This is a genomic window from Moraxella sp. CTOTU48841 (assembly GCF_032061225.1).
GTDB lineage: Bacteria > Pseudomonadota > Gammaproteobacteria > Pseudomonadales > Moraxellaceae > Faucicola > Faucicola cinerea.
This window is the reverse complement of record NZ_DAMBFQ010000001.1, coordinates 215649-227784: the sequence shown is the minus strand read 5'-3', so window position 1 is coordinate 227784 and position 12136 is coordinate 215649. Positions and strand designations below refer to the sequence as shown.

At 44.2% G+C, this 12136-nt stretch carries 11 protein-coding genes; 6 read left to right on the top strand and 5 right to left on the bottom strand.

Translation table 11 applies throughout. From position 1 onward, the window contains the following. Positions 1–211: 211 nt before the first annotated feature. Positions 212–988 (top strand): acyl-ACP--UDP-N-acetylglucosamine O-acyltransferase, encoded by a 777-nt coding sequence (gene lpxA, locus RT034_RS00940; protein WP_036598919.1) that lies wholly within the window; start codon positions 212–214, stop codon positions 986–988. Positions 989–1107: 119 nt separating this feature from the next. Here the strand turns inward: lpxA and tgt are convergent, their stop codons facing one another. Genes tgt through RT034_RS00925 form a run of 3 tightly spaced genes read right to left on the bottom strand, consistent with a single transcriptional unit; the run spans position 1108 to position 3960 of the window. Continuing rightward, complete coding sequence (tgt, locus tag RT034_RS00935; protein ID WP_313012548.1) at positions 1108–2244, bottom strand: tRNA guanosine(34) transglycosylase Tgt; 1137 nt, start codon at positions 2242–2244, stop codon at positions 1108–1110. 56 nt (positions 2245–2300) lie between these two features. Continuing rightward, positions 2301–3374 carry a tRNA preQ1(34) S-adenosylmethionine ribosyltransferase-isomerase QueA gene (queA, locus tag RT034_RS00930; protein ID WP_313012546.1) on the bottom strand — a complete coding sequence of 358 codons (1074 nt, stop codon included), beginning with the start codon at positions 3372–3374 and terminating at the stop codon, positions 2301–2303. Between the two features lie 4 nt (positions 3375–3378). Then, positions 3379–3960, bottom strand: a complete 582-nt coding sequence (locus tag RT034_RS00925; RefSeq protein WP_313012544.1) for an acyl-CoA thioesterase — start codon at positions 3958–3960, stop codon at positions 3379–3381. Positions 3961–4054: 94 nt separating this feature from the next. Here RT034_RS00925 and RT034_RS00920 point away from each other — a divergent pair, with 94 nt between their 5' ends. Next, the gene (locus RT034_RS00920) at positions 4055–4633 is read left to right on the top strand and encodes a DUF924 family protein (protein WP_313012539.1); all 579 of its coding nucleotides are present in this window, start codon (positions 4055–4057) and stop codon (positions 4631–4633) included. Here RT034_RS00920 and queG read toward each other — a convergent pair. Continuing rightward, positions 4630–5757 carry a tRNA epoxyqueuosine(34) reductase QueG gene (gene queG, locus RT034_RS00915; protein WP_313012535.1) on the bottom strand — a complete coding sequence of 376 codons (1128 nt, stop codon included), beginning with the start codon at positions 5755–5757 and terminating at the stop codon, positions 4630–4632. The two genes, RT034_RS00920 and queG, sit on opposite strands and share 4 nt — an antisense overlap. 70 nt (positions 5758–5827) lie before the next feature. Between queG and RT034_RS00910 the strand changes: the two genes are divergently transcribed. After that, positions 5828–7501, top strand: coding sequence for an NAD(P)H-hydrate dehydratase (locus RT034_RS00910; protein WP_313012532.1), 1674 nt, complete (start codon positions 5828–5830; stop codon positions 7499–7501). 129 nt (positions 7502–7630) lie between these two features. On the opposite strand, the gene RT034_RS00905 is transcribed toward RT034_RS00910, so the two are convergent. Next, the gene (locus RT034_RS00905; RefSeq protein WP_312114562.1) at positions 7631–8107 is read right to left on the bottom strand and encodes a DUF4124 domain-containing protein; all 477 of its coding nucleotides are present in this window, start codon (positions 8105–8107) and stop codon (positions 7631–7633) included. A 743-nt stretch (positions 8108–8850) separates the two neighbouring features. Here RT034_RS00905 and RT034_RS00900 point away from each other — a divergent pair. The 3 genes from RT034_RS00900 to ilvC are packed head-to-tail and all read left to right on the top strand — an operon-like array spanning position 8851 to position 12122. Further along, on the top strand, positions 8851–10566 hold the full coding sequence (locus RT034_RS00900; RefSeq protein WP_313013281.1) for an acetolactate synthase 3 large subunit: 1716 nt from the start codon (positions 8851–8853) through the stop codon (positions 10564–10566). Continuing rightward, positions 10566–11057: an acetolactate synthase small subunit gene (gene ilvN, locus RT034_RS00895; protein WP_007116784.1), complete on the top strand. Its 492-nt coding sequence runs from the start codon at positions 10566–10568 to the stop codon at positions 11055–11057. Before RT034_RS00900 ends, ilvN begins: the two co-directional genes overlap by 1 nt. Before the next feature lie 48 nt (positions 11058–11105). Then, a complete protein-coding gene (gene ilvC, locus RT034_RS00890) occupies positions 11106–12122 on the top strand; it encodes a ketol-acid reductoisomerase (RefSeq protein ID WP_313012526.1) in 1017 nt (338 codons plus the stop codon). The last annotated feature ends 14 nt before the right edge of the window (positions 12123–12136 follow it).

The following is a 12136-nucleotide window of genomic DNA, read 5'->3' as shown; positions in this document are numbered from 1 at the left end:
CATAACTTGAATAAGGCGCGTTTGAGTAAGCTATACCGATAAAATCTGTTTAAGTTAAGCAAAATCCTTGATAAAAATGGCATACTTTAGTAAAAATGCTATAATGTCGTTTTTATTTTAACCTGCTGTTTATAGTTAGCTTTGCCTATGGGTTCAGCTAAACCTGTATTTTTAATTCTTCTTGAATAGTGGGCTGGTATAAGGATTTTTCATGACGATTCACCCAACGGCGATTATTGATGCCACTGCAACGATACACCCGTCGGTCAAGATAGGGCCGTATTGCATTATTGGTGAACATGTCACAATTGGGGCGCAGACCGTGCTTCACCCCCATGTCGTCATTAGCAAGTTTACCCGTATCGGTGAGCGTAACCAGATTTTTCAATTCGCTAGCATTGGCGAAGACTGCCAAGATCTCAAATACCAAGGCGAGGAGACGTGGCTAGAAATTGGCGATGACAATCGCATTCGCGAAGCCTGTAGCATTCATCGCGGCACGGTACAAGATAAAGGCATTACACGCGTTGGTAGCCGTAATCTGTTTATGGTCAATACCCATATTGCGCATGATTGTGTAATTGGCAACGACAACATTGTGGCTAATAATGTGGGGATTGCAGGTCATGTCCGCATCGGTAACCATGTGATTGTCGGTGGTAATTCAGGTATTCACCAATTTTGTAGTATTGATGATTATAGTTTGATTGGTGGTGCGAGCTTGATTTTAAAAGATGTTGCGGCTTTTAACATGGTATCCGGCAACCCTGCCAAAAGCCATGGTCTTAATATCGAAGGCATGCGCCGTAAAGGTTGGTCAAAGCAGACTATTGATTATCTGCGCCAAGCTTATCGGGTGATTTTTCGTTCAGGACTGACCAAGGAAGAAGCCATTGTCGCGGTGAGCGAGCAGCTATTACCCCAAGAACCTTTGGTACAATTACTATTAGATTCCCTGATTCATAGCGAACGTGGCTTAGTCAGATAAGGTATTAAGACAAGATATTAAGAAAGGATAGCATTGCTATTTAGCGTATCAACAGCAGCTTATAAAAAGTAAAAAAGAGCCAAATTGGCTCTTTTTTTATGTGTTTTTTTATGTGGTTTTTAGGTCAAATACAAATCAGGTTTTGGTAAGTTTTGCTGCTGATAAAAAGTATCGACAAACGCATCAAACTTATCATCCTCAATGGACTGACGGATATCTGCCATCAAGCGCTGATAGTAACGCAAATTGTGTATGGTGCCCAACTGTGCCGATAGCATTTCATTGCATTTAAACAAATGATGCAAATAGGCGCGGCTAAAATTCTGACAAGTATAACAATCACATTCGCTATCAAGCGGACTTTGGTCAAAACGGTGCACCGCATTTTTAATTTTAACGGCGCCAAAAGTGGTGAAATAATGACCATTTCGTGCATTACGTGTTGGCATCACGCAATCAAACATATCAACACCGCGGCGTACCGCTTCCACGATATCTTCAGGCTTACCCACGCCCATTAAATAACGGGGCTTGTCGGCGGGCATATCATCGGGTAAGTAATCAAGCACCGCCATCATTTCTTCTTTTGGCTCACCGACTGACAGCCCACCAATGGCATAACCATCAAATCCAATAGCGAGCAACCCTTCTAAGGATTTTTCGCGAAGGTTGCGATACATACTGCCTTGGATAATACCAAACAAAGCATTCTTGTTACCCAGTTTTTCATGCTCATTTTTACAGCGCTCACCCCAACGCAGCGATAATTCAAGCGATGTATCCGCTTCGCTAGGGGTCGCAGGATAGGGCGTACACTCATCAAACTGCATGACGATGTCTGAGTTCAGTGAGTATTGAATTTGCATCGATATTTCAGGGGATAAAAACACCTTTGCACCATCAATCGGCGAGCGAAAATGCACACCTTCCTCGACGATTTTACGCATTGCGCCTAGACTAAAGACTTGGAAACCGCCCGAATCGGTCAAAATCGGTTTGTTCCAACCGATAAAGTCATGTAAGCCGCCAAATTTGTCAATGACATCGGTCGTTGGGCGCAGCCACAAATGAAAGGTATTGCCCAAGATGATTTCGGCGCCGATTTCGTGGATATCCCGCGGCAGCATGCCTTTGACGGTACCATAAGTACCGACAGGCATAAAGGCAGGGGTTTGCACATCGCCATGCGCTAAATGAACCGTACCACGGCGAGCACGGCTCTCGCCTACAGCGTTTTTATGTAAGGTAAATTGCATAATCTAAAGTGTCTGTAACAGGTTTTTTAAAAAGTTAAAATCATAAAAGGTTGAAATTATACCATTTTTTCCAACAACATCGCATCACCGTAACTAAAGAAACGATATTGTTGCTCGATGGCGTGCTGATAAGCCTGTTTGATAGGCTCACTGCCTGCAAACGCTGACACCAGCATCAATAGCGTGGATTTCGGCAAATGAAAATTGGTGATGAGCTTATCAATCACCCCGAACCTAAATGATGGATAAATAAAAATATCGGTGTCACCTGACCAAGCCGATAGCATCGGGTTTTCAAAACTGGCGGTTTTTTGAAACGCCGTTTCTAACACCCGTGTCACAGTGGTACCGACTGCAATCACTTGCCCGCCACGGGCTTTGGTTTGGTTAATCAAATCGGCAGTCGCTTGGGGCAACTCAGCATATTCTGAGTGCATTTTATGGCGCAAAATATCCTCTGTCTTGACAGGGGCAAATGTGCCTGCACCGACATGCAAGGTGACAAAGGCGCTATTGATGCCCTTGGACTTGAGTGCAGCCAATACGTTATCATCAAAATGCAAGCTTGCCGTCGGTGCGGCTACGCTGGCAAGTTTGGCTGGGTCATGGAATACCGTTTGATAGCGGGTTTCATCATTGTCATCGGCATGGCGCTCAAAATAGGGCGGAATCGGCAGTTCACCATAGTGCTCAAGCACAGGCAATATCGGCTGGTCAAACGCTAGTAAAAATAAATTTTCCTCACGCCCCATTACTGTGACATGAATGTTACCATCAGCAAGGCTCAACGTTTGCCCCTCTTTTGGGCTGCGGCTGGCGCGTACATGACACAAAGCGGTGTGCTTTTGGCTGCTAGTAGCATCATCGGGCAAAATACGTTCGACCAATACTTCGACCGCGCCGCCACTGGCTTTTTGCCCAAACAGCCTTGCTTTCATGACCTTGGTGTCATTAAACACCACCAAGTCACCACGATTTAACAACTCTGGCAAATCCACAAATTGTTGGTCTTTGGGTTGACCATGGGCAGGCAAATACAGCAATCGAGAGGCGGAGCGCACCGCTAACGGATAGCGGGCAATGAGTTCATCGGGTAGTTGATAATCAAAATCATCTAAAGTTAAAGGCATTTATTTACTCGTTGATAGCAGAATCTTTGGCAAGGTGGACATTGGCTTTAGGAAATGGGCGGATTTTATCGGCGTCTGACCAAGCTTTGACCCAGTCATCGGGTGGCATATTGATATCTTTATAATCCAATGCGCTGAGCACTTGCTCAGTCGGCAAAACCTTGCCTGTCACGATGTTAGTGATACCAGTGCGCAGCAGCGCAGAGCAAGTCGGCTGACCTTTGACCCACATACTTTGTTCAATATAAAACCAGCGCTCATCAACGGCTATCAGTCGGGTTTTGATGGTGACCTTATCAAATAAACGAACACGCTTACGATATTGAATGGTACTACCAGCGACCACCAGCCCCCAGCGATGCTTGAATAATTTTTTGGCAAGCCCGGAGCGAATGGCAAGATCGTTTCGCCCCAAATCAAATAGCGTAAAAATACGCCCATTGTTCATTTCAAAGAAATTGTCAATGTCGTTGATATTAGCGGTCAAGGTGATTTCGCTGGTATCGGTTAATTGAAGCGAATGACCTTGCTTTTGTTTAATCGCGCTTTTGATGGCATGGGTGCCAAGTCGTAAAAAAGGATACATGGTTGTTCTCAATCTAAATTTGTGCCACATTATAGGTAAATCGCGCTTGTTTAGCAAAATTTGTCACTATAATTAACCTACAAAAGGAAAGCAAATGACCATTCAATCACAGGTAGCAGCGCAACCCTTATCAGCGGAGGCTAAAAAGGTATTAGACTTTTGGTTGCAGGAAAATACTAAGCCATTTTGGTTTGCCAAAGATGAGGATTTTGATAAAACCGTAACGGCTAAATTTTTAGCCACACTTGAGCAAGCCAAACGAGGCGAGTTAGGGGATTGGCGAGCCAGTACAAAAGGGCGACTGGCAGAAATCATTGTATTGGACCAGTTTTCGCGCAATATTTTTCGAGATTCTTCACAGGCTTTTGCCCAAGATGGCATGGCGTTAGTATTGGCGCAAGAAATCGTCAAACAGCCAGATTTTGACAAGTTGAATCAAGACGAACGCAATTTTGCTTTAATGCCTTTTATGCATGCGGAATCGGCAAACATTCATCAGCAGGTGTTGCCATTGTTTAAAAAATACGCCAGTGACGATACATTAGCGTTTGAATATAAGCATCAAGTCATTATTGAAAGATTTGGGCGTTATCCGCACCGCAATGCGATTTTGGGTAGACAATCGAGTGATGAGGAAATTGCCTTTTTACAACAACCCAACTCATCATTTTAACTTTTACTAAGTTGTTGCTGGATCGCCCAATCAATATGTTCTTGTGTGTTTTCGCTTAGCATTGGGCGTTTTTGTTGCAATTTGTCAATAATTGCTTGGCTAAATGGTGCATTTCCCAAGGCTACCGCCACATTGCGCATAAAATTGTCGTAGCCCGTGCGGCGAATTGGCGAGCCTTCGGTTTTTGTCAAAAAATCCTGTGCATCCCACGCCCATAGCTCAAGTAGTGACACCTCATCTAAACGGTGACGGGGATTAAAATCTTCAATCGTCGCTAATCTAGCAAATTTATTCCAAGGACAAATCAACTGACAATCATCACAGCCAAAAATGCGATTGCCGATTTTGGGGCGAAGTTCTACAGGGATTTTGCCATCTAGTTCAATGGTTAAATACGAAATACACAGCCGTGCATCGACATCATAATGCCCGGTGGGTGTTTTGCGGATGGCATGGGTAGGGCACACATGAATACAAGCACGGCAACTGCCACAATGCGATGATATGGTTTCGATTTGTTTTTTATCCTCTGCCAAAGGCAAGCTGGTGAATAATTCCCCCAACACAAAAAATGACCCCGCTTGTGGATGAATCAGCAAGGTGTGTTTGCCTGTCCAGCCCAAACCTGCTTGCTCAGCCAACGCGCGCTCAAATATAGGCGCGGAATCGCTAAAGGGACGAAATACAAAGTCGTTGGCATATTGCGGATAATCGGTGGTTAGTTTGTCTTGAATCAGTCGGGCTAGGGTTTTTAGTAACCCTCGCATGGTTTTATGATAATCACGTCCTCGAGCATAGCGGGCAATAATCGCTGAGTTGGGGCGCTCGTTGTCTGGCACACTGCGTTTGGGCGGCGGCGTGACCAGATAATCTAAACGCACGCTAATGATACTTTGCGTCTTGTCAACTAACAGGGCAGGGTTAGCACGTTTATCATGATTGTCTTCAAAAAACAGCATATCGCCATGTTTACCTTGTGCTAGCCAGGTTTGCAAGGCATCAAGCTGTTTTACAAAGATGGGATTGGTGGGATGGACAAAGCCACAATCAGCAAACCCCAACGCCTTGGCTTGCGCCTTTATCCAGCCCTTGAGTGCATTGAGTTCGTTTGTAGTGTCCAACATGCCAACAACCAGATAAAATTAAAATGCTATTATAACAAAATAACCACCTATCATATCATTGGATCATCTTATGCAAAGTAATGCACAGACGGATAAAAATACTGTGATGCAAAACGCCATTGCCTTATATACCCCCAAACAAATTTATGACCTTGAAAAAAACTGGTTTAGCAAAAATGACAGTTTTGCCTTGATGCAACAAGCTGCATGGCAACTTGCACACATCATCAAGCAGGAAAGTAGCAATCAAAAAGGCAGTTACCTTCAAAAAAGCAGTCACCCTCAAAAATCGGTATTGGTAGTGGCAGGCGCGGGTAATAATGGCGGCGATGCTTGGTTGGTGGCGCATTATGTCAACCGGCTCTGTCCACATTGGTCAGTTACTGTAGTACAAGTCGCAGCGCCTAGCACCCTCGACAGCCAAACAGCAAAGCACCTGTACCAGTCAAACTGTGCAAATGCGCCAAAATATCTGACGTTGACGGCATTTTTACAGCCATTCTATGAGCTTGGTTTAAGCTATCATTATGATGTGGTGATTGATGGGTTATTGGGTATTGGGCTCGATGGCAAGCCTAGCGGTGATTATCAGACAATCATCAATTGGATTAATCAATACCGCAAGCAAGTTCACGCTTGTCAAGTCATCAGCATCGATGTACCCAGCGGACTTAATGCCGCTACGGGCGAAGTATATGATGATACTGCGATTAAGGCAGACAAGACACTTTGTTTAATTGGGCGAAAAGTCGGGCTGCATATGGGGGATAGTAAAGATTATGTTGGCACCGTTATCGATGTGCCTTTGCTCCCTATTGAGCAATCGGGTATCTTGTTACACACGAATCTACCTAATTTGCCACAACGTCAGCAGGTGAGCCATAAAGGTACGTATGGTCATGTACTCATCATCGGTGGCAATCGATTAGAGGATGGGCATGGCATGGCAGGGGCAGCGATATTGGCCGCCAGTGCAGCATTGAGCAGTGGTGCAGGCAAAGTCACCGTTGCTTGTCATCGTGATTTTCATTCATCTATTGTCACCGCTTTGCCCAATGCCATGACCGCGGATTTACACAATATCGCTAGCGTCATCGAGCTGATTAACACTGTGGATGTGGTTGCTATTGGCATGGGTCTGGGTAGGGATAAAGCAACGTTGGAGTTATTTAACCAGTATCTTACGGCCATCAAACAATCAGAGAAGTTATGTGTCATTGACGCTGATGGTTTATACCATTTGGCAGATTGGGCAGGCACGAGTGACGGTTTAAATGCTCCAATTCAACTACGATTGGGACAGTCAAACCAACGGTTTTACCTAACGCCGCATTCAGCGGAAGCAGGACGTTTGCTCAATCAACCCTATGCCGACATCGATCGAGACAAAATCAGCGCGATTCGGGCATTAGCTCACCACTATGGGGGCAATTGGCTTATCAAAGGGGCACAAACGGTTGTTCTTGAAGGTGCCAGTCTTGAAGGTGCCAGTCTTGAACGAGACTGTCTTGATATTTGTGGCTTGGGTAATGCCGGAATGGCAACGGCTGGGATGGGCGACTGCTTGGCAGGTCTGATGGCGAGCTTATTGGCGCAAGCAATTGGCGCACCCATGCTAACCTCCGTGCTCATACATGCCAAAGCGGGTGATACGTTGGCAGAAAAAATGGGTGAATATGCGCTGCAAGCCAATCACATGGCATCGGCAATCGGCGACATCATCCATCAAATCACGCAAGATTAAAATCACGGCAGGTTAAGCAGGTTCAATAGAAAAAAGGTGAGAATTCACTCACCTTTAACCTTTACATATCTTTAATCTTTACACGCCTTTAACCTTTGATTGAACGCTAAAGTTATATAGCATGCAAAATTATTTACAGTATTGGCTCACTGTTTGCGCGACTTGCTGACGGCGTAGCTCAATTTCACGACCATCTAGATATTTACGTTCACCTTTATTGTCCATCTCATAGACGCGTCCGCCTTGGTTTAAGTTGGCCAGGGTATTTTGTAAGGATTTACAGCGCTCCGCATCTTGCTGTTTTTTGAGTTGCTGATTTTGTGCTTCAAGTTCAGCAGCACGTTTTTGATCGGCGGTCAGCGTTGGTGATACACCTGAAGCAGCACCTGTGCTATTGCCAGCGGTTGCAGGTGCACGACTACTAGGTCCAAGTTCACGGGTATTAATCACTTGCACTTGTCGCAAATTAACACCATTGGTCGGGGCATATTGGCTATAATGCGGTACACCATTTTTGTCAGTCCACTTGTAGTAAGTGGCTGCATTTGAACTCGCCATAACGAATGGTGATAACATGAGTGATAACAAAAACAGTGGCTTTAACATTGTTTTTCCTATGCAAGAAACTAGAAAGTTATGCGATAGCCTATCACAGCTTGATAGCTTTTAGCAGTAAATTTCGACAAGATAATCGTTTAATTTCCTAAATGTAATTTTCTAAAAACGACTGGCTCAATCAGCCCGAGATTTTAAAGTTTATCAAGCCCTAAAACCAAGCCTCAAACGATTCATTTACCTATAACTAAAAGTTATAAATTCTAGTAGCTTTTTTTTATTGACAAGTGTTAAAAAAACTCACATCATAAGTCCTCTACTGGTCGTTAGTAACAATTATCGTTGGTTACTAATTGGTAAAATCTAAGCTGATTGGCGCTATCCGCTGATTAGGCTCTACAATTGGATGAGAGCATTTTTTACCGTTGTTGTTGTTTATGAATCTAAACAAAAGAATCTAACAACCCTGACTTATCGGTCAACAAAGACAAAAAGTAGCCATCAATTTACTCATTACGTAATTTTCGTGATGCTTTCTTTTTTGGTTATCATGCTTTTTGCCCTCGTCTGATTTGTTCACTGTTACCTTATGGCAGTGTTGAAGATTCTTGCTAATCATTTAGCAATTTTTATCTAAAACAACTTCCCAGTATCATTTTTGAAGACGACCATAAAAGGTGATGACAGTGACTCAAACTACCCAAGCTCCCAATATGACGGGAGAAAACCAAACGGCTCACGCTGCACCCAATTTTGACAAAAAAACCGCCAAAGCCTCAGCAGGTGAACCTGTGATGATGTCTGGTGCAGAAATGCTGGTGCAAGCGCTAATTGACGAAGGTGTTGAATACATTTTTGGCTATCCAGGCGGCGCCGTGCTGCATATTTATGATGCTTTGTTCAAACAAGATAGCATTGAGCACATCCTCGTGCGTCACGAACAAGCAGCGGGTCATATGGCAGATGCTTATTCCCGTGTCACAGGTCAAACCGGGGTAGTATTGGCGACATCAGGTCCAGGCGCTACCAATACGGTTACCGCCATCGCTACCGCGTTTATGGATTCCATTCCGATGGTTATCATCTCAGGTCAGGTGCCTTCAAGCCTCATCGGTGATGATGCGTTCCAAGAAACTGATATGATTGGTGTGTCACGTCCTGTCGTCAAACACAGTTTTCAAGTACGTCATGCCAGTGAAATCCCAGAAATCGTTCGCAAAGCATTTTATATCGCAAGCTCTGGTCGCCCAGGTCCTGTGGTGATTGATGTACCCAAAGATAAAACTGCGCCTAACGAAAAATTCCCTTACCATTTCCCTGAGTCGGTCAGTATGCGTTCTTACCAACCATCGGTTCGCGGTCATTCAGGACAAATTCGTAAAGCCATCGAAACCTTAATTGCTGCTAAACGCCCTGTATTATATTCAGGGGGTGGCGTGATTGCGTCAAACGCAAGTGCAGAATTAACCGCATTAGCCCGTTTACTTAATTTACCGGTGACCAATACTTTGATGGGGCTAGGTGCTTATCCAGGATCGGATAAACAGTTTTTAGGTATGCTTGGGATGCATGGTACGTATGAAGCCAATATGACCATGCACAATTCAGATGTGATTTTGGCTGTGGGCGCGCGTTTTGATGACCGTGTGACCAACAATACGCAAAAATTCTGTCCAAACGCTAAAATTATCCATATTGATATCGACCCTGCATCAATCTCAAAAACCATCAACGCACACATCCCGATCGTCGGTGATGTAAAAAATGTGCTAGGTGATATGCTCGCCGTATTAACAGAAAATAACGCACAGCTTGACCAAGCCGCGTTAAATGATTGGTGGGCGCAAATCAATGAATGGCGTAAACGTCATGGTCTACGCTATGACAAAGACGACAGCAATGGCATGAAACCACAGCACGTTGTTGAGCGCTTATATGAGTTAACCCATGGTAAAGCTATCATCACATCTGATGTGGGTCAGCACCAAATGTTTGCCGCCCTATACTATAAATACGATGAGCCGCGTCAATGGTTAAACTCAGGTGGGTTAGGCACCATGGGGGTAGGATTACCTTATGCAATGGCAGCCAAACTTGCTAACCCAGAGCGTGATGTGGTCTGTATCACAGGTGAAGGCTCAATTCAGATGAATATCCAAGAGCTATCAACTTGCCTACAATATAACTTACCAGTGAAGATTTTAAATCTTAATAATGCCCAGTTGGGTATGGTCAAACAATGGCAAGACATGATTTATGAAGGTCGCCATTCGCACTCTTATATGGATTCATTGCCAGATTTTGTCAAACTTGCAGAAGCTTACGGTCATGTCGGTATCCAAATCACTGACCCAGCCAAACTTGATGAACAACTTGCTTATGCCTTATCACTCAAAGATCGATTGGTATTTATCGATGTACTCGTCGATAAAAACGAGCATGTTTATCCAATGCAATTAGCAGGTCAGTCAATGCGCGATATGTGGTTAGCCAAAGGGGAGCGTACCTAATGAAACATTTAATTTCTGTCTTAATGGAGAATGAATCAGGGTCACTGTCTCGTGTGGTTGGCTTATTTTCACAACGTGGCTACAACATCGAGACATTGAACGTTGCCCCAACTGATGACCCGACTTTATCGCGTTTGACCTTGACCACAGATACCGATCAAAATAAGATTGAGCAAGTGACCAAACAGTTGCACAAGCTGATTGAAATCGTTAAAGTAACCACGCTGACCGATAGTGTACATATTGAGCGCGAACTCATGCTGATCAAAGTACGTGCCACGGGTAGCAACCGCGAAGAAGTGAAGCGATGTGCGGATATTTTCCGTGCAAGTATTGTTGATATCACGCCCAATGTCTATACCATTCAAATTGTCGGTGACACCGCAAAATTGGACGGCTTTATCGAATTGATGGGACGTGAACGCATTTTAGAGGTGGTACGTTCTGGTGTTATTGGTATCGCTCGGGGTGAAAAAATCCTCAGCGTCTAAATTTACCAACCTTTTAATAGTAGTTGTTTTTTACACAAGGAAATAGTTATGAACATTTTTTATGATAAAGATTGTGATCTATCAATCATCCAAAGCAAAAAAGTTGCGATTATCGGCTATGGCTCACAAGGTCACGCGCACGCATTGAACCTAAAAGACAGCGGTGTTGATGTTACGGTAGGTCTTCGTAAAGATTCATCATCTTGGAAAAAAGCAGAAAACGCCGGCCTAAAAGTGGCTGAAGTAGAAGAAGCAGTTAAGCAAGCTGACTTAGTCATGATTTTGACCCCTGATGAATTCCAAAAACAACTATACAATGACGTGATTGAGCCAAACATCAAACAAGGTGCCACGCTTGCATTTGCCCATGGTTTCTCAATCCATTACAACCAAGTGGTACCACGCAAAGACCTAGACGTCATCATGATTGCGCCAAAAGCACCGGGTCATACTGTTCGTAACGAATTTGCCACAGGCGGCGGTATTCCTGACTTAATCGCCGTTTACCAAGATGCCTCTGGCCAAGCCAAACAAGTCGCGTTATCTTACGCGATGGGCGTCGGCGGCGGTCGTTCAGGTATCATCGAAACAACGTTCAAAGACGAAACTGAAACTGACCTATTTGGTGAGCAAGCAGTACTGTGTGGTGGTGCGGTTGAACTGGTCAAAATGGGCTTTGAAACCTTGGTTGAAGCAGGTTATGCCCCAGAAATGGCTTACTTTGAATGTCTACACGAATTAAAATTGATTGTAGACTTGATGTACCAAGGCGGTATTGCTGATATGAACTATTCAATCAGTAACAATGCAGAATACGGTGAATACGTGACAGGTCTAGAAGTTATTAATGACCAATCACGTGAAGCAATGCGTAATGCTCTAAAACGTATCCAATCAGGCGAATATGCAAAAATGTTTATCGCTGAAGGTATGTCAGGTTATCCATCAATGACAGCGCGCCGCCGTCAAACCGCTGAGCACGAAATCGAAAAAACAGGTGCCAAACTTCGCGGTATGATGCCTTGGATTACCTCAAGCAAAATCATCGACAAAGAGAAAAACTAGTTTTGCACCCAATT

Coding starts and splice junctions, on each gene's coding strand:
- lpxA (WP_036598919.1), top strand. CDS start 212: ATGACGATTCACCCAACGGCGATTATTGATGCCACTGCAACGATACAC.
- tgt (WP_313012548.1), bottom strand. CDS start 2,244: ATGCAATTTACCTTACATAAAAACGCTGTAGGCGAGAGCCGTGCTCGC.
- queA (WP_313012546.1), bottom strand. CDS start 3,374: ATGCCTTTAACTTTAGATGATTTTGATTATCAACTACCCGATGAACTC.
- RT034_RS00925 (WP_313012544.1), bottom strand. CDS start 3,960: ATGTATCCTTTTTTACGACTTGGCACCCATGCCATCAAAAGCGCGATT.
- RT034_RS00920 (WP_313012539.1), top strand. CDS start 4,055: ATGACCATTCAATCACAGGTAGCAGCGCAACCCTTATCAGCGGAGGCT.
- queG (WP_313012535.1), bottom strand. CDS start 5,757: ATGTTGGACACTACAAACGAACTCAATGCACTCAAGGGCTGGATAAAG.
- RT034_RS00910 (WP_313012532.1), top strand. CDS start 5,828: ATGCAAAGTAATGCACAGACGGATAAAAATACTGTGATGCAAAACGCC.
- RT034_RS00905 (WP_312114562.1), bottom strand. CDS start 8,107: ATGTTAAAGCCACTGTTTTTGTTATCACTCATGTTATCACCATTCGTT.
- RT034_RS00900 (WP_313013281.1), top strand. CDS start 8,851: ATGATGTCTGGTGCAGAAATGCTGGTGCAAGCGCTAATTGACGAAGGT.
- ilvN (WP_007116784.1), top strand. CDS start 10,566: ATGAAACATTTAATTTCTGTCTTAATGGAGAATGAATCAGGGTCACTG.
- ilvC (WP_313012526.1), top strand. CDS start 11,106: ATGAACATTTTTTATGATAAAGATTGTGATCTATCAATCATCCAAAGC.